General features: G+C 76.0%; 19 protein-coding genes and 1 pseudogene. 10 read left to right on the top strand and 10 right to left on the bottom strand.

The window, feature by feature from the left end; translation table 11 throughout:
- Positions 1-711 (bottom strand): Bax inhibitor-1/YccA family protein, encoded by a 711-nt coding sequence (locus tag A2CP1_RS20775; protein ID WP_015935163.1) that lies wholly within the window; start codon positions 709-711, stop codon positions 1-3.
- Positions 712-793: 82 nt separating this feature from the next.
- On the opposite strand from A2CP1_RS20775, the gene A2CP1_RS20770 reads away from it, so the two are divergent.
- The gene (locus tag A2CP1_RS20770; RefSeq protein WP_015935162.1) at positions 794-1,537 is read left to right on the top strand and encodes a phosphatase PAP2-related protein; all 744 of its coding nucleotides are present in this window, start codon (positions 794-796) and stop codon (positions 1,535-1,537) included.
- On the opposite strand, the gene A2CP1_RS20765 is transcribed toward A2CP1_RS20770, so the two are convergent.
- Complete coding sequence (locus A2CP1_RS20765) at positions 1,534-3,390, bottom strand: TRAP transporter large permease (protein ID WP_245529881.1); 1,857 nt, start codon at positions 3,388-3,390, stop codon at positions 1,534-1,536. The genes A2CP1_RS20770 and A2CP1_RS20765 overlap by 4 nt on opposite strands.
- 83 nt (positions 3,391-3,473) lie before the next feature.
- Between A2CP1_RS20765 and A2CP1_RS20760 the strand changes: the two genes are divergently transcribed.
- The gene (locus tag A2CP1_RS20760) at positions 3,474-4,385 is read left to right on the top strand and encodes a TRAP transporter TatT component family protein (protein ID WP_245529880.1); all 912 of its coding nucleotides are present in this window, start codon (positions 3,474-3,476) and stop codon (positions 4,383-4,385) included.
- Between the two features lie 15 nt (positions 4,386-4,400).
- Positions 4,401-5,399, top strand: coding sequence for a TRAP transporter substrate-binding protein (locus tag A2CP1_RS20755; RefSeq protein ID WP_015935159.1), 999 nt, complete (start codon positions 4,401-4,403; stop codon positions 5,397-5,399).
- Here the strand turns inward: A2CP1_RS20755 and A2CP1_RS20750 are convergent, their stop codons facing one another.
- The gene (locus tag A2CP1_RS20750; RefSeq protein WP_015935158.1) at positions 5,400-6,317 is read right to left on the bottom strand and encodes a hypothetical protein; all 918 of its coding nucleotides are present in this window, start codon (positions 6,315-6,317) and stop codon (positions 5,400-5,402) included.
- A 64-nt stretch (positions 6,318-6,381) separates the two neighbouring features.
- On the opposite strand from A2CP1_RS20750, the gene msrP reads away from it, so the two are divergent.
- Together msrP and A2CP1_RS24005 are read left to right on the top strand one after the other, a co-directional pair.
- Positions 6,382-7,323, top strand: coding sequence for a protein-methionine-sulfoxide reductase catalytic subunit MsrP (gene msrP / locus A2CP1_RS20745; RefSeq protein WP_015935157.1), 942 nt, complete (start codon positions 6,382-6,384; stop codon positions 7,321-7,323).
- A 6-nt stretch (positions 7,324-7,329) separates the two neighbouring features.
- Positions 7,330-8,118: a protein-methionine-sulfoxide reductase heme-binding subunit MsrQ gene (locus A2CP1_RS24005; RefSeq protein ID WP_015935156.1), complete on the top strand. Its 789-nt coding sequence runs from the start codon at positions 7,330-7,332 to the stop codon at positions 8,116-8,118.
- Here the strand turns inward: A2CP1_RS24005 and A2CP1_RS23090 are convergent.
- Positions 8,006-8,302 (bottom strand): annotated as a pseudogene (locus A2CP1_RS23090) (response regulator transcription factor); the annotation flags it as partial. The gene A2CP1_RS24005 and the pseudogene A2CP1_RS23090 overlap by 113 nt on opposite strands.
- 221 nt (positions 8,303-8,523) lie before the next feature.
- Between A2CP1_RS23090 and A2CP1_RS20730 the strand changes: the two are divergent.
- The 3 genes from A2CP1_RS20730 to A2CP1_RS20720 all read left to right on the top strand — a co-directional run bounded on the left by A2CP1_RS20730 (position 8,524) and on the right by A2CP1_RS20720 (position 10,600).
- Positions 8,524-9,462, top strand: a complete 939-nt coding sequence (locus A2CP1_RS20730) for a hypothetical protein (protein ID WP_015935155.1) — start codon at positions 8,524-8,526, stop codon at positions 9,460-9,462.
- A gap of 71 nt (positions 9,463-9,533) precedes the next feature.
- Positions 9,534-10,169 (top strand): uracil-DNA glycosylase family protein, encoded by a 636-nt coding sequence (locus tag A2CP1_RS20725; protein ID WP_015935154.1) that lies wholly within the window; start codon positions 9,534-9,536, stop codon positions 10,167-10,169.
- Entirely contained in the window at positions 10,166-10,600 is a 435-nt protein-coding gene (locus A2CP1_RS20720) for a septal ring lytic transglycosylase RlpA family protein (protein WP_015935153.1), read from the top strand. Before A2CP1_RS20725 ends, A2CP1_RS20720 begins: the two co-directional genes overlap by 4 nt.
- Here A2CP1_RS20720 and rpe read toward each other — a convergent pair.
- From rpe to A2CP1_RS20700, 4 genes are all read right to left on the bottom strand, one after another.
- The gene (rpe, locus tag A2CP1_RS20715; RefSeq protein WP_012528040.1) at positions 10,597-11,271 is read right to left on the bottom strand and encodes a ribulose-phosphate 3-epimerase; all 675 of its coding nucleotides are present in this window, start codon (positions 11,269-11,271) and stop codon (positions 10,597-10,599) included. The two genes, A2CP1_RS20720 and rpe, sit on opposite strands and share 4 nt — an antisense overlap.
- A 9-nt stretch (positions 11,272-11,280) precedes the next feature.
- The gene (locus tag A2CP1_RS20710) at positions 11,281-12,648 is read right to left on the bottom strand and encodes an RsmB/NOP family class I SAM-dependent RNA methyltransferase (RefSeq protein WP_015935152.1); all 1,368 of its coding nucleotides are present in this window, start codon (positions 12,646-12,648) and stop codon (positions 11,281-11,283) included.
- On the bottom strand, positions 12,648-13,586 hold the full coding sequence (fmt, locus tag A2CP1_RS20705; RefSeq protein ID WP_015935151.1) for a methionyl-tRNA formyltransferase: 939 nt from the start codon (positions 13,584-13,586) through the stop codon (positions 12,648-12,650). Before fmt ends, A2CP1_RS20710 begins: the two co-directional genes overlap by 1 nt.
- A gap of 247 nt (positions 13,587-13,833) precedes the next feature.
- Positions 13,834-15,126: a glycerate kinase type-2 family protein gene (locus tag A2CP1_RS20700; RefSeq protein ID WP_015935150.1), complete on the bottom strand. Its 1,293-nt coding sequence runs from the start codon at positions 15,124-15,126 to the stop codon at positions 13,834-13,836.
- A 155-nt stretch (positions 15,127-15,281) separates the two neighbouring features.
- On the opposite strand from A2CP1_RS20700, the gene A2CP1_RS20695 reads away from it, so the two are divergent.
- Positions 15,282-15,929 carry a hypothetical protein gene (locus A2CP1_RS20695; RefSeq protein WP_015935149.1) on the top strand — a complete coding sequence of 216 codons (648 nt, stop codon included), beginning with the start codon at positions 15,282-15,284 and terminating at the stop codon, positions 15,927-15,929.
- A gap of 30 nt (positions 15,930-15,959) precedes the next feature.
- Positions 15,960-17,507, top strand: coding sequence for a HEAT repeat domain-containing protein (locus A2CP1_RS20690; protein ID WP_015935148.1), 1,548 nt, complete (start codon positions 15,960-15,962; stop codon positions 17,505-17,507).
- A gap of 151 nt (positions 17,508-17,658) precedes the next feature.
- On the opposite strand, the gene A2CP1_RS20685 is transcribed toward A2CP1_RS20690, so the two are convergent.
- A complete protein-coding gene (locus tag A2CP1_RS20685; protein WP_015935147.1) occupies positions 17,659-19,110 on the bottom strand; it encodes an LETM1 domain-containing protein in 1,452 nt (483 codons plus the stop codon).
- Between the two features lie 217 nt (positions 19,111-19,327).
- Positions 19,328-20,404: a recombinase RecA gene (gene recA, locus A2CP1_RS20680; protein WP_015935146.1), complete on the bottom strand. Its 1,077-nt coding sequence runs from the start codon at positions 20,402-20,404 to the stop codon at positions 19,328-19,330.
- Positions 20,405-20,468: the final 64 nt, after the last annotated feature.

Here is a 20,468-nt window from a genome sequence, read left to right as displayed (position 1 = left end):
CTAGCGCCGGTTCCCGAACAGCCGCAGCAGCGACAGGAACAGGTTCACGAAGTCGAGGTAGAGCGAGAGCGCGCCGCTCACCGGCGCCGCCGCCGCGCCGCCCCCCGCGCGCGCGTACGCGCGGAGCTTCTGGGTGTCGTAGGCGGTGAGGCCGGTGAAGACCAGCACGCCCGCGCACGACACCACCCACGAGATCATGTCGGACCGGAAGAACAGGTTCGCGAGGCTCGCGATCACGATCCCGATGAGCCCCATGAACAGGAAGCTCCCCCAGCCGGTGAGGTCGCGCCGGGTGACCGTGCCGTAGACGCTCATCGCCGCGAACGTGCCGGCGGTGGTGAGGAACGCGATCCCCACCGACGCCCCGGTGTAGACGAGCAGCACCACCGAGAGCGTCGCGCCGTTGATCGCGGAGTAGAGCAGGAACAGCCCGCCCGCGGCCGCCGCCGGGAGCCGGTTCACCGCGGCGGAGATCCAGATCACGAGCGCCAGCTCGCCCAGGATCAGCCCGTAGAACAGGATCCGGTTCCCGACGATGGCGAGGAGGAGCGTCTCGGAGCTCGCCACCGCAGTCGCGACCAGCGCGGTGACGCCGAGCCCCAGCGTCATCCAGCGGTAGACCGCCGACATGAAGCGGCGCTCGACGTCGGAGGCGCCGCGGACGAGCACCTGCTCGCGGGCCGGGAAGCGGGACGGGGAGTCGAAGGACATGGACGGATTGTAACCCACGTCGGCGGAGGGCGCCGTGGGTGGCTGGTGCCCCGGCCGGCGGCGTGCTCTATACACCCCCGCCATGGCCGCCCCGTCGCCCCAGCCCGAGCCCGCGCGGCTCGCCCCGTCCGCGAGCGCGCCGCCGCCGGCCAAGGGCGGGTGGCCCGCCCTGCGCGCCGCCTGGGCCGCGGTGCTGCTCGCGCTCGCGCTGCGCCTGGCGAGCTACGCCGCCATGACCGCGGCCGCGGTCTGGAACGAGCTCCGCCCCGCGCCCGCCGCGCTGCCCGACCTCCTGCTCGCGCACGTCCCCTACGTCGAGTGGGTGGCGCGCGGGAACTACGTGCTCTGGCTGGGCATCTACCTGCCGGTGGCCGCCGCGCTGCTCTGGATCTCGCCGCGCACCTTCGTCCGCTACAACGTGGCTGGCGCGATCGTGTCGCTGCTCCGCGGCGCCACCATCGCGATGACCGGCCTGGGCGCGCCCGACCCGGCGCGCGCCGGCCCCGGGATCTCCGGGCACGCCCCCTGGGACGCGTACGTGCAGCTCCTCTCGCCGTGGCAGGTGTTCGCGAACGGCTCGATGCGCGCGTACCTCACCAAGGACCTGTTCTTCTCCGGCCACACCGCCACCACGTTCCTGCTCCTGCTCTACGTGTGGCGGTGGCCGCGCCTGCGCTGGCCGGCGCTCGTGGGCCACGTGCTGGTGGTCGCGTCGGTGTTCCTCGCGCACCTGCACTACACCATCGACGTGGCCGGCGCGTACGCCGTGACGCTGGCGGTGTTCGCGCTGCGCGAGGGCTGGCCGGCCCGCGCGCCGGCGCGCTAGTCCCGCGCCAGCAGCTCCACCACGCCGGTGGTGATGGCCGGCAGGTAGGTGATGGCGAGGACGCCCGCGCTCATGATGAGCAGGAACGGGAACGCCTTCCGGTACAGGTACGGCAGCGGCTTGTTGAACCGCGAGGCCGACAGGAACAGGTTGAGCCCCATGGGCGGGAACAGGAACCCGAGCTCGAGGTTCGCGAGGAACACCACGCCGAGGTGGATGGGCTCGATGCCGTACGCGACGCCGAGCGGCGCGACCAGCGGCGCCAGCACCACGATGGCCGAGTAGATCTCGAGCACGCTGCCGAGCACCAGCAGCACCGCGTTCAGCATGAGCAGGAAGAGCGCCGGCGAGTGCACGTGCGCCGTCATCCACTCCACCAGCCGGGTGGGGATCTCCGCGTCCACGAACCAGGAGGTGAGGCCGAGCGCGGTGCCGAGCAGGATCACCACGCTCCCGACCAGCGTGGACGCGTGGACCAGCACCCGCGGCAGGTCGCGGACCGGGCCGATCGAGCGGAACACCAGCAGCTCCACCACCAGCGCGTAGGCGGCGGCGAGCGCGGCGGCCTCCACCACCGTGGCGAACCCGGACCCCACCGCCACGACGACGAGCGTCGGGAGCCCGAGGTCCCACTTCGCGTCCCACAGCGCGGCGAGCGCCTCGCGCGGGTGGAACGCCTGCCGCGGCGCGCGGGAGCGGACGCCCACGAGGACGCCGTACGCGGCCACGAGGACGATCATGAGCAGGCCCGGCACCAGGCCGCCGATGAACAGGTGGTCGATGGGCGCCTGCGCCACCACGCCGTAGAGGATCACCGGCAGCGAGGGCGGGAACAGCAGGCCCAGCGAGCCGGCCGCCGTGACCAGGCCGACCGAGAAGTCCTCCGGGTAGCCGTCCTCGAGCAGCGCCGGGAGCAGCAGGCCGCCCAGCGCGAGGATGGTGACGCCGGACGCGCCGGTGAAGGTGGTGAACAGCGCGCAGACGAACGTCGCCATCACCGCGACGCCGCCCGGCATCCACCCGAAGATCCCCTTGTACGCGCGCACCAGCCGGCGCGCCGCGCCGCCCTCGGCGAGCACGTAGCCGGCCGCGGTGAGCAGCGGGATGGCGGGCAGCGTGGCCGACGAGACCAGGTTGAACGTGGCGGTGGGGACCGCGACGACGGCGATCGGATCGCCCGCGTCGCGGAAGAACAGGACCATGGCGAGGCCTGCCATGGCCACGAACACCGGCGCGCCCAGCAGGAACGCGAGCAGCACCAGGATCGACAGGATCCAGGTGAGCGCGGGGCCGGGCACGGCCGAGCCGAGCAGGAAGGCGCCCGCGGCGATCAGCGCGGCGGCGACGCGCAGCCCCCAGCAGCGGAGGGACTCGCACGGCGCGCCGGCACGCCACGCGAAGCGCAGCGCCATGATCGCGAAGCCCACCGGCATCACCAGCTGGCTCCAGGCCACCTTGATGCCGAACGCGACCTGGCCGAAGCCGGTCCACTCCACCTTGACCAGCTCGAGCGACGCCCAGGCGAGCAGCGCGGTCACCGCGGCGGAGACGGCCTGGCCGAGGAACCAGGCCGCGGTGCGGGGCCAGCCGACCGGGATGACGTCGAGCGTGGACAGGGCGAGGTGGCGTCCGCTCGCGGTGGCGAGCATCGCTCCGAGGAAGCCCACCCAGAGGGTGATGTGCTGCGCGAGCACGGCCGAGCCGGGCAGCTCCCGGCCGAGGAGGCGCCGCGACACGGTGGAGGCGGCCGGCAGCAGGATCATCGTCACGAGCAGGAACGTGACGAGGCCGCGCTCGATGCGCGTGCCCTGCGCTTCCGGATCGCCGTGGCTGGAGATGGTTGGGGCGGTCACGCGAAAGTCGATTGACCCCTCACGGAGGGGCATCTATGAGTACCCACGCTTATCACGATCCCTCCGCGGACGGGCCATCCCGCGTGAACCGTACACACGTCGCCCTCATACTGGCGGTCACGCTGCCGCCGCTCGCCGGGTGCAAGAGCGCCGCGCTCTCCTTCGCGGCGGACGCGATCGCGCAGAGCGGCACCTCCTACGCCTCGGACGACGATCCGGAGCTGGTGCGCGACGCGGTCCCGTTCGGCCTGAAGACGATGGAGGGGATCCTCGAGGAGAACCCCCGGCACGTCGGGCTCCTCACCGCGCTCACCAGCAGCTTCACCCAGTACGGCTACGCGTTCGTGCAGGCGGACGCCGAGCAGGCCGACCTCGACGGCCGCATCGACGCGGCCCGCGCCGGCCGCGCCCGCGCGAAGAAGCTCTTCCTGCGCGCCCGCGAGTACGGGCTGCGCGGGCTGGAGGTCCGCCACGAGAAGCTCTCCCGCCGCCTCCGCGACGGGCGCGACGTGGCGGGCGCGCTCCGGCGCGCCGAGAAGAAGGACGTCCCGCTGCTGTACTGGACCGCCTCCGCCTGGACGCTCGCCATCGTGAACGGCAAGGGCGACATGCAGCTCGTGGCCGAGTTGCCGGTCGCGATCGCGATGATGGAGCGCGCGCTCGAGCTCGACGAGCGATGGGGCGAGGGGGCGATCCACGAGTTCTTCGTCTCCTACGACGCCACCCGCAGCGCCGCCCAGGGCGGCGGGGCGGGGAGGGCCAGGGCGCACCTGGACCGGGCGCTCGCCCTCTCGATGAACAAGAAGCTGGGTCCGCTCGTCTCCTGGGCGGAGGGCGTCCTCGTCCAGCAGCAGGACCGGGCCGAGTTCACGCGCGTCCTCGAGGAGGTCGTGCGCGCCGATCCGGACGCCGAGCCGAGGTACCGGCTCGCCAACATCCTGGCCCAGCGGCGCGCCCGCGCGCTGCTCGACCACGTCGACGATCTGTTCCTCTAGTCCCGGGAGTCCCACGTGAAGAAGCTGCTCCTCGCCGCGCTCCTCGCGGCGCTCGCCCCGGCCGCCCGCGCCCAGAACGTGGTCATCAAGCTCGGCACGCTCGCGCCGCAGGGGTCCACCTGGCACGAGATCCTGAAGGAGATGGCGCAGCGCTGGGAGCAGGCGTCCGGCGGGCAGGTGAAGCTCCGCATCTACGCCGGCGGCGCCCAGGGCAGCGAGGGCGACATGGTCCGGAAGATGGGGATCGGCCAGCTCCAGGGCGCCGCCATCTCCAACGTCGGCATGCACGACGTCATCCCCGAGCCGCAGGCGCTCTCGGTCCCGTTCCTGTTCGAGGACCAGGCGCAGATGGAGTGCGCGTTCGCGAAGATGCGGCCGCAGCTCGAGGCGGCGCTGGAGAGGCGCGGGCTGATCGCGCTGCAGTGGAGCCGCATCGGCGCCATCCACCTGTTCTGCTCCTCGGCGCACCGCTCGCCGGCGGACATGGCGAACGCGAAGATCTGGGCCTGGGAGGGCGACCCGAAGAGCGTGGAGGCGTTCCGCGCGGCGGGGCTGAAGCCGGTGGTGCTCTCGTCCAACGACATCGTCCCCTCGCTGCAGACCGGCATGATCGACTGCATCCCGAACGTGCCGCTGTACGTCCTCACCGCCCGCCTGCACGAGAAGGCGAGCCACATGATGGACCTGCCCTGGAGCTGGATGATGGGCGCGACGCTGGTGCGCAAGGACGCCTGGGAGAAGATCCCGGCGGACACCCGCGCCAAGCTGGTCGCCATCGCCAAGGAGCTGGGCGAGAAGGTGGACGTCGAGGTGAAGCGGCTCAACACCGACGCCGTCACGGCCATGCAGAAGCAGGGGCTGCAGGTGGAGAAGGGCGATCCGGCCGCCTGGCGCACCGCCATGGAGAAGACCTGGCAGGTGGTGCGCGGCGGGGTCGTGCCGGCCGCGTTCTTCGACGAGGTGAAGGCCGCGCGCGACGCCTGCAAGGCGGGCGGGGCGGCGAAGAAGAAGTAGTCAGCCGGCCGCGGCGAAGCGCGCCACCGCGCGGCGCGCCGCGGCGCACCCGAAGATGAGCGTGAGGTGCCCGCGCGGGAAGCTCGCCCGCGCGGCGCCCCAGCGCGTCGCGAGCGCGTCCGCGCCCGGCCGGAGCGCGATCCGGTCCGCGTCGCCGGTCACCACCAGCACCCGCCGCGCGGTGGGCGGCCGCGCGTCCGGCCGGAACGGCGCCAGCATCGCGCCGAGCTCCGGCGCCGGCGGCGGCGGCGCCCCGGCGCGGCGCGCCAGGCCCAGGTAGCGCCGGCCGATCCGCGTCCCCTCGAACACCGCGGCGAGGTCCACGGGCGGCGCCACCAGCGCGGCGAAGTCCGCCGCCTCGGGTGCGGTGGCGGCGAGCCCGGCCGCGAGCGCGCCCAGCGAGAGCCCGCACAGGCCGGCCGCGCCCCCGTGCGCGCGGGCGAGCGCGAGGAGCACGCGGATCTCGAGCACGAGCTGCTCCATCGCGGCGCGCAGCGCCGGGACGTCGGGCGTGACGAACCCCTCGCCGCTCCGCACGCCCGGCGCGGCGCGGTGCAGGTGGCGCGGCGGCACCAGCGTCCAGCACGCGAACCCCTCGGCGGCGAGCGCGCGCTCCCAGCGCGCCACCAGCCCGAGGCGCGGGATCTTCCACGGCGGCACCAGCACCACCGTGCCGCGCCGCGTGCCCTCCGGCGGCCGCGCCATCGCCGACATCTCCCCGTCGCCCGGGCACGCCCGCGGCGAGGGGGCGCGCCACGGGCCGGACGCGCCCGGCGGCGGCGGCAGCGCTGGGAGCGGGCCGAAGCAGTCGAGCGGCGCGGCGTCCGCCCCGCGGAACGGGACGGGCGCGCGGCGGCGCCGGTCCTCGCCCCACATCGCGAGCTCGTCCAGGGCGCCGTGGCAACGCAGCAGGGCCATGCCGCGGCCATTATGCAACCCGGCGCCGGGGGGCGCGTATCCCCTGCGGAGACGGAGGACGGCGATGGCGCGCTGGCGGCCGGACATGGCGGAGCGGGAGGCCACCCCGGAGGCGCTGTACCTGCGTCGGCGGGACTTCCTGGCGCTCGGCGCCGCGGGCGCGGTGGGGCTGCTCCTGCCGCGCGGCGCGCGGGCGGGCGATCCCACCGGCGCGGCGCTGCAGGTGGCGCGCAAGGTGGACCAGGCCGGCGGCGAGACGCCCACGCCCTGGGACTCGGTCACCGGCTACAACAACTTCTACGAGCTCGGGACCTCCAAGGAGGACCCGTCGCGCAACGCCGGCTCGCTCCGTGCCCGCCCGTGGACCGTCACCATCGCCGGCGAGGTGAAGCGGCCGCAGACGCTCGACGTGGACGCGCTCGTCCGCATGTTCCCGCCGGAGGAGCGCGTCTACCGGATGCGCTGCGTGGAGGCCTGGTCCATGGTGATCCCGTGGGTGGGCTTCCCGCTCGCCGACCTGGTGCGCCGCCTCGAGCCGACCTCGCGCGCGAAGTACGTCGCGTTCCAGACGCTTCTCGATCGCGACCAGCTCCCCGGCCAGCGCCGCCCGGTGCTGCCATGGCCGTACGTGGAGGCGCTCCGGATCGACGAGGCCAACCACCCGCTCGCGCTGCTCGCCGTCGGGCTGTACGGCCGCGTGCTGCCCGGGCAGAACGGCGCCCCGCTCCGGCTGGTGGTGCCGTGGAAGTACGGGTTCAAGGGCGCGAAGTCGATCGTGCGGATCACCTTCCTCGCGGACCGCCCGCACACCACCTGGAACGACGCCGCGCCGGACGAGTACGGCTTCTACGCGAACGTGAACCCCGAGGTGGACCACCCGCGCTGGAGCCAGGCGCGGGAGCGGCGCATCGGCGAGTTCTTCCGCCGCAAGACGCTGCCGTTCAACGGCTACGCCGCCGAGGTCGCGCCGCTCTACGCCGGCCTCGACCTGCGCAAGAACTACTGACCCGACGTGACGCGCGCCGGCATCCACATCCGCTTGCGCCTCCTGAAGGCGCTCACCTTCGCCGCCTGCTGCCTCCCGCTCGCGAAGCTCGCCTGGGACGCGTTCACCGGCGGGCTGGGCGCGAACCCCATCGAGGCGGTGCTCAACCGGCTCGGCTTCTGGACGCTCACGCTGCTCACGCTCTCGCTCGCGCCCACGCCGGCGCACGACCTCCTCGGCCTCGCCTGGCCGGTGCGGGTGCGGCGCATGCTCGGCCTGTTCACGTTCGCGTACGCCACGCTGCACCTGTGCTGGTACGTGGGCGTGGACCAGTTCTTCGACCTGCACGTGCTCGCGAAGGACGTGCTGAAGCGGAAGTTCATGGCGGTCGGGTTCGTCGCCTGGCTGCTGCTCGTGCCGCTCGCGGTCACGTCCACCGACCGCTGGGTCCGGCGCCTCGGGTACGCGCGCTGGAAGCGGCTGCACCGGCTGGTCTACGCGGTGGCCGCGCTCGGCGTGGTGCACTTCGTCTGGCGCGTGAAGGCGGACGCGCTGCGCCCGTACGTGTTCGCGACGATCCTGGCGGCGCTGCTCGGGGCGCGCGCGGCGGCGCGCGTCCGCGCCGAGGTCAGCAGAGCCGGTGCACCGCGTCCACGAAGCTCGCCAGATCGAACGGCTTCGGGAGGAATGCCTCGGCGGCCAGGTTGGCGACGGCGCGGCTGTCGCCGCCGTGGCCCGCCGAGAGCACGAGCACGGGGATCGCGGAGAGGCGCGGGTCGCCGCGCTGGACCGAGCGGAACGCCCATCCGTCCATGATCGGCATCATCAGGTCGAGCACGATCAGGTTGGGCGGTTGATCGACCGCCGCGAGCCGGTCCAGCGCCTCCGCGCCGTTCGAGGCGCAGCTGACCGCGTAGCCCTCTTCCTGCAGCAGCTCGGCGATCGTTTCCCGGATGGCGACGTCGTCTTCGACGACGAGGATGCGAGCGGGGGAAGCCATGTTCGCCCGTACTCTGGGCACGGCGGCCCGTAGAGGGAACCCCCTGAGCGCTCGGCCGTGCACCGGGCGCTGCGTCCCGGCAGGGCCCGCGCCAATGGGGGTCCGTGCGCGCGTCGGCCGGACGGAGCGTCCGCTTCCGCCGCCCCCGCGCGTGAATCGGGGGCGGGGGTCCGGCGCCGGTTGACACCCGCCGGAACCGGGCGATAAACGCAGCGAGCGCCATGCCAAACGAGAACGAGCCATCCACCGCTTCGGGTGCCGTCTATGGCAGGGCGTCGCCGCCCAGGATCGGGCTGCCCGAGCGCGGCGTGGTCATCGGGCTGCGCTGGAGCGGGATCGAGGGCGCCGGCAACCAGATCCTCGCCGCCAAGATCGAGTGCGAGCCCGAGCGGGCGCGCCTGACGCGCCTGTGGCGCCCGTTCACCGACGCGCCCGGCCGCCGCGACGTGCAGGCGCGCTTCGCCGCCTGGCTGGCGGAGGAGGCGCGCTGGGCCGAGGGGCGCCTCACCCTGGGCGTCGACTTCGCGCTCTCGCTCTCCGAGACCCACCTGCGGCAGCTGGGGGTGCTGCGGCAGGCCATCCGCGGCCCGGCGGTGCTGGGCCGCAACCTCGAGGAGCGCTTCCTCGGGCAGGGCGGCGACTTCTCCGAGGGCGCGGCGCGGCTGCGCGCCGAGCTCGGGAAGGACCGCCCGCGCTTCACCGACTGCTACCGCGCCGAGCCGGCCACCCCCACCAGCGCGCGCGCGTTCCGGCAGACCTTCTTCGGCCTGTGCACCATGGCCCGCGCCACCGCCGCCTTCCTGCCCTGGGATCCGCCGGCCGCCGGCAAGCCGCTCGTGGTCGAGGTGCGCCCGGGCCACGTGGCGCGCGCGATGTGCGGGGTGTGCACCTACCGCGACGACGAGCGCGACGGCGTCGCGCGCTCCTCCACCCGCGCGAAGATCCTCCGCACGCTGCGCCACGCCGCCAAGCTCGAATTCGAGATGGAGCAGGCGGCGCAGATCGTCGAGGACGGCGACGGCGAGCACCTCGACGCGGTGCTGTCGGCCACCGCCGCCGCGGCCGCCTGGCACTTCGGGTTCGTGGGCGTGCCCGCGAACGTCCCGCGCTGCGAGGGCTGGATCCACTCGGTGCGCGAGGAGCCCTGGCGCGAGGGGTAGCAGACGCACGCACGCCTGCGCACCCGGCCCGGTTGGCGCGCGGCCGCGGTGCCGGATAGGCTCGGCTCCCCGTGCCGCGCCCCCCGAAGACCGTCACCGCGCTCGAGGCGGTGCTCCGCGACGTGGCGGCGTTCCGGCCGCGCGGCTTCGGCCCGCCGATCCACGGGCCGCCGGTGCCGAGCCGGATCTTCCTCATCGGCCAGGCGCCCGGGCCGCACGAGGCGCGCTTCGGCCGCCCGTTCGCGTGGACCGCCGGCAAGACGCTGTTCCGCTGGCTGGAGCGCGCCACCGGCGCCGGCGAGGACCTGGTCCGCGAGCGCGTCTACATCTCCGCCGTGGTGCGATGCTTCCCCGGAAAGGCGCCGGGCGGCGGCGACCGCGTGCCCACGCCCGACGAGTGCGCGCTGTGGCGGGGCTTCGTCCGGCGGGAGGTGGAGATCCTCCGGCCTCGGCTCGTGATCCCGGTCGGTCGCCTCGCCATCCAGGAGGTGCTCGGCCGCACGGAGCCCATCGCGGCCGTGGTCGGGCGCACGCTCCGTGCGTACTTCCACGGCGTGAAGACCGACGTCATCCCGCTGCCGCACCCGTCGGGTGCCTCGACCTGGTTCAAGATGGAGCCGGGCAAGACGCTGCTCGACGAGGCGCTGACGCTCATCGCCGATCACCCGGAGGTCCAGCGCACCTTCCGAGGGAGGCGCACCGCGTGAGCGGGCGCGCGCTCCGCGCGGCGGCGGTGGCGCTCTGCGCCGCGGCCGCCTGCGCGCACGGACCCGCGCGCGAGGCCGGCGGCGGTCCCGGCGGCGGCGAGCCGGCCCGCGCCGCCGAGGCGCCCGCGCGCCCGGGTGAGCAGGTCGGCCTCGCGAGCTATTACGGCAAGCGGCACCACGGGCGGCGGACCGCCAGCGGCAGCCGCTTCGACATGCACGCCATGACCTGCGCGCACCGGACCGCGCCGTTCGGCACGCGGCTCAAGGTGACGTCGCTCGAGTCGGGCAAGAGCGTGGTGGTGAAGGTCACCGATCGCGGGCCGTTCGCCGGCGGCCGGGTGGTGGACCTGTCCTACGCGGCGGCCCGCAAGCTCGGCATGGTCGAGGACGGCGTGGTGCGCGTCCGGATCGAGCCGGTCGAGGACGACTAGCCGCGGCCGCGCTCCGCGGCGGCGCGGATGCCCGCGATGGCCTGGCGGTAGTCCGGCGCACCGAACACGGCCGTGCCGGCGACGAGCACGTTCGCGCCCGCCGCCGCGACCTTGGCGGCGGTCTCCGGCTTCACGCCGCCGTCGACCTCGATCTCGAGCGCCAGCCCGCGCGCGTCCGCCATGGCCCGCAGGCGGCGGACCTTCTCGGTGCAGGCCTCGATGTACTTCTGCCCGCCGAAGCCCGGGTTGACGGTCATGACGAGCACCATCTCGCAGTCGCCGAGCACGTACTCGACGGCGGTGAGGTCGGTGGACGGGTTGAGCGCCACCGCCGGGCGCGCGCCCGCGGCGCGGATGGCCTGCAGCGTGCGGTGGAGGTGCGGCGAGACCTCGGCGTGCACCGAGACCAGGTCGGCGCCCGCCTTCGCGAACGCCTCCACGTACTTCTCCGGCTCGACGATCATGAGGTGCGCGTCCACCGGGAGCTTCGTGACCTTGCGCACCGCCTCCACCACCAGCGGGCCGATGGTGATGTTCGGCACGAACCGCCCGTCCATCACGTCCACGTGGATCACGTCGGCGCCGGCGGCCTCGACCGCGCGGACCTCCTCGGCGAGCCGGCCGAAGTCGGCGGAGAGGATCGACGGGGCGATGCGGATGGGCAGGGGCATGGGGCGATCCTAGTCGGTGGAGGGCACGTCCCGCACCAGCCGCGCGGCGTAGAAGCCGTCGGTCCCGTGGCGGCTCGGGAGGGTGAGGAGATCGCCGCGCGCGTCGAGCACGTCGGCCGGGAAGCCGGCGGGCGGCGGGGCGCGGCGGAAGCCCTCGCCGAGCAGCGTCTCGACCACCTCCGGCCCCTCGGCGCGGGAGAGCGAGCAGATCGAGTAGACGACCGGCGCGCCGGGCCGGGCGTAGCGCGCCGCGTTCAGGGCGATCTTGCGCTGGAGCGCGGCCATGCGCGGCAGGTCCCCGGGGGCCCGGCGCAGCTTCAGCTCGGGGTGGCGCCGGAGCGTGCCGAGGCCGGCGCAGGGCGCGTCCACCAGCACCGCGTCGAAGCTCCCGGGCTCGAGCCCGGGGATGGGCTTCCCTGCGTCGGCGCACACCACCCGCACCGCGGGCAGGCCACGCCGCGCCGCCTCGCGGGCCAGCTCGTCGGCCTTGCGCGGGTGGAGCTCGATCGCGACCACCTCGGCGCCGGGCCCGAGCAGCTCGGCCAGGTGGAACGCCTTGCCGCCCGGCGCGGCGCAGGCGTCGAGCACGCGGGCCGGCCGGCCGGCCAGGTCGCCCGCCGCGAGGAGCGTCACGAGCTGGGCGGCCTCGTCCTGGACCTGGAACGGCACGCCGCCGGCCGCGCGGGCCAGCTCGCCGACCGACGCGCCGGTGAGCACCACCCCGCCCGGCGCCCGGGCGGCCGGCGCCGCGGCGAGGCCGGCGGCGCGGGCGCGTGCGAGCAGCGCCTCGCGATCCGGCGTGCGCACGCACAGCGGGGCGGGCGCGTTCATGGCCCGGGCGAGCGCCAGCGCCTCGCCGGCGCCCAGCCAGCCCACCCACTCCTCCGCCACCCAGCGCGGCAGCGCCTCGGCCGCGGCGACGTGGCCGGCCGGATCCGCCTCGAGCGCCGGCGGGTCCGGGAAGCGCGCCGCGCGCGACAGCGACCGGAGGACCGCGTTCACGTACCCGGCGGCGCGGCCGTGGTCCACCGCCTTCGCGAGCGCCACCGTCTCGCCGACGGCGGCGTGCGCGGGCGTGCCGAGCACGAGCAGCTGGTAGGCGCCGAGCCGCAGCGCCACGCGCGCGGCCGGGTCCAGCTCGGCGAGCGCGCGGCGGGAGTGCGGCGCCAGCGCGGCATCGAGCGCGAGCGCCCGCCGCAGGGTCCCGTAGACCAGCTCGGTGGCGAGCCCTGCCTCGCGCGGATCGAGCGCGCCGGCCGCGCCGAGCGCGGCGTCGAGCGCGCGCGACGCGTACGCGCCGCCCTCCTCGACGCGCCGGAGCACGTCGAACGCGATGCCGCGCGCGCCCGCGGCCGGGTTCGTCGGGCGGCCGGCCATCAGGTGCCCAGCCGGAAGCGCTTCCTGCGCAGGCCGTTCGCGAGGTCGAGCGCCGACTGCGCCGGCCTGCCCTCCAGCTGCACGCGCGTGACGAGCAGCGCGCTCCCGCCGCCGCACGCGACCGCCAGCCCGCGCCCGGGGACCACCTCGGCCTCGCCGGGCTCGCCCGCCGGCGTCGCCACGTCCGCGCCCGGCCGCGCCTCCAGCACCTTCAGCGTCCGGCCCTCCAGCGTGGTGAACGCGCCGGGCCAGGGCGTGAAGCCGCGCAGCCGGTCGGAGATGCGGCGGGCCGGGCGGGTCCAGGCGATGCGCCCGTCCTCCTTCTCCAGGATGCGCGCCAGCGTGGCCTGCGCCGCGTCCTGGCGAACCGGCACGAGCGCGCCGGCCTCGAGCAGGCGGAGCGCCTCGACCAGCGCCTCGCCCCCCAGCGCCGCCAGCCGCGGCGCCAGCGTCTCCGAGGTGTCGTCCTCGCCGATCTCGAGCGCGCGCTGCAGCAGGACGTCGCCGGTGTCGAGCCCCTCGTCCATCTGCATGATGGTGACGCCGGTCTCGCGCTCGCCCTCGGCCACCGCCCACTGGATGGGCGCGGCGCCGCGCCAGCGCGGGAGCAGCGAGCCGTGCACGTTGAGGGCGCCGTGCGGGGCGAGCGTGAGCAGGTCCTTGCCCAGGATCCGGCCGTAGGCGGCGACCACCAGCGCGTCCGGCGCGAGCGCCCGGAGCGCGGCGGCGAGCGTCCCGTCGCGGACCTTCTCCGGCTGGAGCACCGGGACGCCGCGCGCGCGGGCCCAGGCCTTGGTGGCCGGCTCGCGCAGCGCCTGGCCGCGGCCGGCCGGGCGGTCGGGCTGCGCCACCACGGTCACGAGCGCGTGGCCGGCCCGCTCCAGCGCGTCGAGCGCGGCGACCGCGAAGGCGGGGGTGCCGAGGAAGGCGATGCGCATGGCCGCCCCTGTATACGCGGGCGAGGGCGCGAGATCGAGCGCCAACCGGACGCGCCCGGGGACGGTAGCGCCGCCCATTCGCGTGGAGCCCTGCTGCGGCGCACGCTGGCTGCCTGCGCCGGGCAGACTCGTCCCTGCGCTGCTCGACGTGCCGACGGGAACGCCTGCGCTGCTCGGTCCTCGTGTGCCCGGCTCGGCGACGCCACCGTGTGCCTCGCGACGGGCCCCACGCGAACGGGAGGCGCTGTCACTCCACCGCGACCAGCACCAGGTCGCACAGGTGCGTCCCGGTCTCGAAGCGCGGGATGGCGGCGCCGAGCGCCACCGCGGCGGGGCCGGAGCGGGCCTCGGCGAGCGCCCGGGCCAGGTCGATCCCGCGCCGCGTCGCCTCGCCCGCGCTCTCGCCGTCCACCACCGCGCCCGCCTGTCCGGTGGGCCCGTCGCGCCCGTCGGAGCCGGCCGCGAGCAGCGCCGCCGGCAGGCCGTCCAGGCCGGCGGCGGCGAGGAGCGCCAGGTGCTGCGCCCGCCCGCCCTCGGGCGCGGCCGCGGCGGCCGGGACGCGGATGGTGGGCTCGCCGCCGAGCGCGAGCAGCCGCGGCCCGCGCGCGCCGGGCCGGGCCGCCCGCTCGCGCGCCCAGAGCGCCAGCCGCGCCGCCACCGCCACCACGTCGCCGGTGAGCGGGACCGGGTCGACCGCCGCCTCCATCCCCATTTCGCGCGCCACGTCCGCGGCGGCGCGCGCCAGGTCCACCGGGCCGGCGAGCAGCCGGTGCCGCACGCCGGCGAGGCGCGGGTCGCCCGGCTTCGGCGTCTCCGGCACGGCGCCGCGCGCGCCCGCCTCGAGCCGCGCCCGCACCGCGTCCGGCAGGGCCGCGCCGGCGCCGTGCACCGCCGCGAGCGCCTCGCCGAACGTGCTCGGATCCGGCGCGAGCGGGCCGGAGGCGATCACCGAGAGGTCGTCGCCGGGCACGTCGGAGAGCACCAGCACGCGGACGTCGGCGGGCGCGAGCCGCGCGCCGAGGTGGCCGCCCTTCAGCCGCGAGAGGTGCTTGCGCACCGCGTTCAGCGCCTGGATCGTGAGGCCGGCGCGCATGAGCGCGGCGATCGCCTCCGCCTTCTCCTCCGCCGCGACGCCCTCCGCGGGCGCCACCGCCAGCGCGCTGCCGCCGCCGGAGAGCAAGACCAGCGCCGGCGCGCCGGCGCCCGCGCCCGCCCAGTCGAGGAGCGCCCGTCCCGCCTCGAGCGAGCCGGCGGTGGGCCGCGGGTGGCCTGCGGCGATGCAGCGGGCGCCCGGCGCCATCGGCGGCCGCGCGCCCTCGGGCAGCACGCAGAGCGGATCGCGCGCGCGCCCGCGGAGCGCGGCCAGCGCCGCCTCCAGCATGGGCGCGGCGGCCTTGCCGAGCGCCGCCACGCGCACCGGACCGGGCGGGAGCGCCTCGCGCGCCAGCGCCTCCGTCACCAGGCGCGCGGCGGCGGTGCGCGCCAGGGCGGCGCGGTACACCGCCTCGCAGGCGGCCGCGAGCGGTCTGCGCGCGCTCACGCGCGGCGCCCTCCGGGCGGTCCGCCCTGCGCACACTTTGTCCCCGCCGCGCCGACATGGGACGGCCGAGCCGCGTTGCGGGGGGTCGCTCGCGCGGTAGAATCGCCCGGCCCGGTCGGCGTCCAGGCGGGCCCAGGCGGAAAGGGGAACGCACGATGTCCGAGGTCTCCCCCGCGAGCCCTTCCGGCGCGGGCCACGCGCGGCGCCACTTCCTGCTCGATCGCGGGTTCCAGCTCAAGTACGCGCTGACCATGGCCGGCGCGGGGCTGGTGGTGGCGATCGCGTTCGGGCTGTGGCTGCACCAGGCCCACGCGCAGGCCACCGCGCTCCTGCCGCAGGACGCCGACACGCGCGCGCTCATCGCCCGCAGCGACCGCCTGCTGCTGGCCGCGTTCGCCGGCATCGCCCTGCTGCTCTCGGGCGCGCTGGGCCTGCTCGGCATCGTGATCACGCACCGCGTGGCCGGGCCGGTGTTCGTGATGGGCCATTACCTCTCCATCATGGCGCAGGGGCGCTTCCCGCGCATGCGGACCCTTCGGCGGGGGGACGAGCTGAAGGCGTTCTTCCGCACCTTCCTCGAGGCGGTGGACGCGATGAAGGCGCGCGAGGCGCGCCACGCCGCCGTGCTCGAGGCCGCGGTGGAGCGGATGCGCGCGGCGGAGGCCCACGCCCCCGAGCTCGCCCCCGCCATCGAGGCGCTCGCCGCCGCCGCCCGCGAGCGGCGCGCCGCGCTCGCCATCGACGATCCCGAACTCACCCCCATCGCCGTCCCGGCGCCCCGCCAGGGCGCCGCCGGCCGCTGAACGCCGTCCCCCGGAGCCGAGGAGCTGCCCATGATGACGCTGCGCCGCGCTGCCGCCCTGCTCGCCTGCCTGCTCGTCACCGCGTGTGGAAGCCCGAAGGACGCGGAGGGGTGGGCGAAGCGCGCCGCCAGCAGGAGCCGCACCGACGAGAAGCTCGAAGCGCTCGCGCAGGTGCGCAAGGCGCCGGGCGACCGCCGCGCCGCCGTGCCGTACCTGGTCGAGGTGCTGAAGCAGGCGCCGCGGGCCCGCGGCGAGGCGGCCATGGCGCTCGGCGAGATCGGCGACCCGGCCGCGGTGAAGCCGCTGCTGGACGCGGTGGACCGCGCCGCGCAGGACCGCGACACGCGCGACGCGAACCGGCACATCGCCACCGCGCTCGGCGCGCTCCGGGCGCGCGAGGCGGTGCCGGCGCTCGTCGAGCTGACCGCCTCGCCCGACGGCTACACGCAGGTGGCGGCGGTCGACGCGCTCGGCGAGATCGGCGACCCGGCCGCGATCGACACGCTGGTGCGCATCGCGACCTCGACCGAGGTCGAGCCGTTCACCGCCAAGCGCGCCATCCTGGCGCTGGGCCGGATCGGCGACGCGCGGGCCGGCCCGGTGGTGCTCCGGATGCTGTTCGAGGAGCGCCCGGGCGTCACGTTCTTCCCGGAGGCGGCGTTCGCCGCCGCGCAGATCGGCCGGCCCATGGCCGCGCCGCTGCTGGCAGTGCTGGAGGGGAAGGACGCGGCGCTGCAGGACTGGGCGCGCACGCGCGGCGTGGTGAGCGGCGCGCTGTACGCGAAGGCGGCGCAGGTGCTCGGCGACGTGGGCGGCCCGGACGCGGTGCCGGCCCTGGTCGCGCGGCTCACCTACCGGGATCCGGATCCCCGCGTCGGCGTCTACGTGCGCGTCTTCGCGGCGGAGTCGCTCGGCCGGCTGCGCGCGCGCGAGGCGGTGAAGCCGCTCGCGGACCTCGTCGCCCGCGAGCCGGACCCGGACGCGCGCGATCGCTACTGCGAGGCGCTCGCGCGGATCGGCGACCCGGCGGCGCTGCCGGCGCTGCGCGCGGCCGCCGCCGCGGGGGCGTGGCGCGTGCGCGAGGCGCCGCTCGCGGCGCTGTCGCGGCTGGGCGGGGCGCCGGAGGCGGCGGTGGTGGAGGAAGCCATCCGCGCCTGCGGCAACGGCTGCCCCGCGCAGGAGGGCGAGGCGCTCGCCGGGATGAAGGCGCGCCTCGCCGCCGCGGCCGCCTGCCAGGACGCGGCCTGCTGGGCGGGCAAGCTCGCCGATCCCGATCCGGCGGTGCGGGATCGGGCCGCGCTGGAGGTGGGCCGCGCCGGAGGGGCCGCGCACGCGCGCGCGCTCGCCGACGCCATCGCGCGCCCGGTGGACGGAGACGCGGCCGTCGCCGCGCGCCACGCGGCCGTGCTCGGGCTGGGCTGGATCGCGGCGCGCGAGCCGCTCGGCGCGGACGCCGCGCAGGTGGCGGCGGCGATCGACCGGACGGTCGCGCAGGACCGGGGCCGGACGCTCACCGCCGGCGTGAACGAGGACGCGCTGCGGCTGGCGCTCCGGCTGAAGCGGACCGCCGCGAAGTAGCCCTTCGACTCCGGCGGGCCTGTGGCCCGCCCATGCGTGGGTACGCGCGGAGTCGAGGAATCGTGAGGGTGAGCGGATCCTTTGCGCTCATCCCGCGCGGAGTCGACGGAGCCGCGCGGGACCGAGGGAGCCGCGCGGAATCGAGGAATCGTCAGGCCGGCTCGCGCTTGCGGCCGCCCGCCTTGCCCGGCGCCTTCACGGCGGGCGCGGCGGCGGGGTCCCCGGTTGCGGCGGCGGGCTTCGCGCTGGCGCGGCCGGGAGCGGGCGCGCCGTCCCCGCGCGGCGGACGGTCCCAGGCGCTCGGCATCAGGTTGAAGGGCAGCAGCTTCGCGAGCAGCGGCAGCAGCAGCATGCCGCCGGGCGCCGCGAAGATGGCGAGCGCGGGCACCGCCTTGGCGAGGTCGATGAGCTGCGCCTTCACCTTGCGCTTCTCGGCCGCGTCGAGCTTCTTCCCGGCGGCGGCCTTCGCGAGCAGCCCGCCCAGCTCGCCGGTCTCGCGGATCTCCGTCGCCAGCGAGCCCAGGTTGTCGGTGACCGCGGTGGAGACGCGCTCGACCACGTGGTCCGCCACCGACTCCCACTCGTCGGCGAGGACCTGCCAGTCCACCGGGACGCCGCCCTCGTCGAACGCCTCGAACCAGACCTCGTGATCGCAGTGCTGCGCGGCCGCCTCCACCTGCGCGGTGGCGACCGCCTGCGCGTCGAGCCCGGCCGCCGTGGCGAACCGCTCGATCCAGCCGCGCGTCGCGTCGCCGTCGAGCCGCACCCGGAGCTGCGCGAGCAGGAGCTGCTCGAGCAGGAACGGGCGCACCCGCTCCGGCGCGGCCGCGGCGAGCTCCTCGGGGGCGCGAGGGGACGCCACCACGCGTCGCGCGTCGCGCAGCTCGACCCGCGAGAGGCCGAGCCGGGGGAGCTGGCGCACCCGCACGCCGCGGGCGCGCTCGCCGTCGGAGCCGGCCGAGAGCAGCAGGCCGGAGAGCGCCTCGGCGAGCAGCACCGACTCGCGCGCGGCGTAGGCGCCGTGGCGCGCCAGCGCCTCGGGGTCGAGCCGGCCGGCGCGGTGGAAGCCGAGCACCACGCGCGCGAGCCGCCGCCGGAGGATCGCCGTCGCTCCGGGGTGGAGCGGCAGCCCGGAGACGGGATCGCCGGCCGGGTAGGCCCGGGCCTGGAGCGCCTCGGCGGCGCCGCGGAGCGCGCGCTCCACGGCCCGGTCGGTGGACCCGCCGGGCTGCTCCGGCTCGACCTCCAGCGCGAGCGCGTCGAGGCCGAGCGCCGCCGCCAGGAACGCCGCGATCTCGGCGCGCTGGCGCGTGCGCAGGAACGGCTCGCCGCGCAGCAGCGCGAGGTCGAGCGCCAGCCCCACGTGCGTGCGGACCTCGTCGAGGAACGCGTCCTCGGGCGGCGGGGCCTCGGCGCAGAGCCGCCGTCGGCGCAGCGAGCGGGCCACCAGCAGGCGCGCCGCCGGGAGCAGGTCGCCCCGGGCCTCGGCCGCCGCGCGCACGTCGGCCGGCAGCCGCGCGCGGGCCGCTTCGGGGTCGTGCTGCTTCAGCTCCTCCGCGAGGAGGTGCTCGAGCCAGCTCTTGTCGCTGAGGGCCTTCGCCACGTCGGTTCCGGAAGGGCGGGAGTCTAACCCGGTTCGCCCCTCGCCCGCTTGCCCACCCGGCGGATCCCCCGCCGTGCAGGCGGGCGCCCAGGCGTGCCGGGCCGCGCGGCGCAGTGCGCGAGGCAGAGACGAAGCGGGCCGGCCTCTCTCGAGGCCGGCCCGACCGGGCCGCGGTCGCGGCTCCCTCGCCCGTGGGGGCGGGCGAGGGCGTTGCGGATCACTTCGCCTTGGCGCGGGGCTTCCGCTCCTCGACCGGCTCCTCCGCCGGCGGGGAAGGGACGGCCACCGGGCCGCGGTGGATGCCGAACTTCTCGAACAGGCGCGACTCGATCTGCTGGAGGATCTCGGGGTGCTCGCGGAAGAACGCCTTGGCCTGCTCGCGCCCCTGGCCGATGCGCTCGCCGCCGAAGCTGAACCAGGTGCCGCTCTTCTCGACGATGTTCTCGTTCGAGGCGAGGTCGAGCACGTCGCCCTCGCGGCTGATGCCCTGGCCGTACATGATGTCGAACTCGACCTCCTTGAACGGCGGGGCGACCTTGTTCTTCACCACCTTCACGCGGGTGCGGTTGCCGATGACCGAGTCGCCGTCCTTGATGGCCCCGATGCGGCGGATGTCGAGCCGCTGCGACGCGTAGAACTTGAGCGCGTTGCCGCCGGTGGTGGTCTCCGGGTTCCCGAACATCACGCCGATCTTCATGCGGATCTGGTTGATGAAGATGACGATGGTCGCGGACTTCGCGATGGTGCCGGTGAGCTTGCGGAGCGCCTGGCTCATGAGGCGGGCCTGCACGCCCATGTGCGCGTCGCCCATCTCGCCCTCGAGCTCGGCCTTGGGCACGAGCGCCGCCACCGAGTCCACCACCAGCACGTCGATGGCGCCGGAGCGGACCAGGGTCTCGACGATCTCGAGCGCCTGCTCGCCGCTGTCGGGCTGCGAGATGAGCAGGTCGTCGGTGCGCACGCCCAGCTTGCGGGCGTAGCCCACGTCGAGCGCGTGCTCGGCGTCCACGAACGCGGCGATGCCGCCGCGCCGCTGCGCCTCGGCGATGGCGTGCAGCGCCAGCGTGGTCTTGCCGGAGGACTCCGGGCCGTAGATCTCGATGATGCGGCCGCGCGGGAAGCCGCCCACGCCGAGCGCGATGTCCAGCGAGACCGCGCCGGTCGAGACCGCCTGGACGTCCTTCACCAGCGCGTCCTCGTTGCCGAGGCGCATGATCGAGCCCTTGCCGAACGCCTTCTCGATCGACGCGACGGCCAGCTCGATCGCCTTCTCCTTCTCCGGTCCCACGGGCATCTTTCGTCTCCTTGTAGGGCGCGCCGCGCCTGGCGCGGGGTCGATCCGTTCGGCCCCGCTCGCC

Source organism: Anaeromyxobacter dehalogenans 2CP-1 (genome assembly GCF_000022145.1).
GTDB lineage: Bacteria > Myxococcota > Myxococcia > Myxococcales > Anaeromyxobacteraceae > Anaeromyxobacter > Anaeromyxobacter dehalogenans.
Note: the sequence above shows the minus strand (reverse complement) of the source record. Positions and strands in the feature narration are given on the sequence as shown.

Coding starts and splice junctions, on each gene's coding strand:
- A2CP1_RS20775 (WP_015935163.1), bottom strand. CDS start 711: ATGTCCTTCGACTCCCCGTCCCGCTTCCCGGCCCGCGAGCAGGTGCTC.
- A2CP1_RS20770 (WP_015935162.1), top strand. CDS start 794: ATGGCCGCCCCGTCGCCCCAGCCCGAGCCCGCGCGGCTCGCCCCGTCC.
- A2CP1_RS20750 (WP_015935158.1), bottom strand. CDS start 6,317: ATGGCCCTGCTGCGTTGCCACGGCGCCCTGGACGAGCTCGCGATGTGG.
- msrP (WP_015935157.1), top strand. CDS start 6,382: ATGGCGCGCTGGCGGCCGGACATGGCGGAGCGGGAGGCCACCCCGGAG.
- A2CP1_RS20730 (WP_015935155.1), top strand. CDS start 8,524: ATGCCAAACGAGAACGAGCCATCCACCGCTTCGGGTGCCGTCTATGGC.
- rpe (WP_012528040.1), bottom strand. CDS start 11,271: ATGCCCCTGCCCATCCGCATCGCCCCGTCGATCCTCTCCGCCGACTTC.
- A2CP1_RS20710 (WP_015935152.1), bottom strand. CDS start 12,648: ATGGCCGGCCGCCCGACGAACCCGGCCGCGGGCGCGCGCGGCATCGCG.
- fmt (WP_015935151.1), bottom strand. CDS start 13,586: ATGCGCATCGCCTTCCTCGGCACCCCCGCCTTCGCGGTCGCCGCGCTC.
- A2CP1_RS20695 (WP_015935149.1), top strand. CDS start 15,282: ATGTCCGAGGTCTCCCCCGCGAGCCCTTCCGGCGCGGGCCACGCGCGG.
- A2CP1_RS20690 (WP_015935148.1), top strand. CDS start 15,960: ATGATGACGCTGCGCCGCGCTGCCGCCCTGCTCGCCTGCCTGCTCGTC.
- recA (WP_015935146.1), bottom strand. CDS start 20,404: ATGCCCGTGGGACCGGAGAAGGAGAAGGCGATCGAGCTGGCCGTCGCG.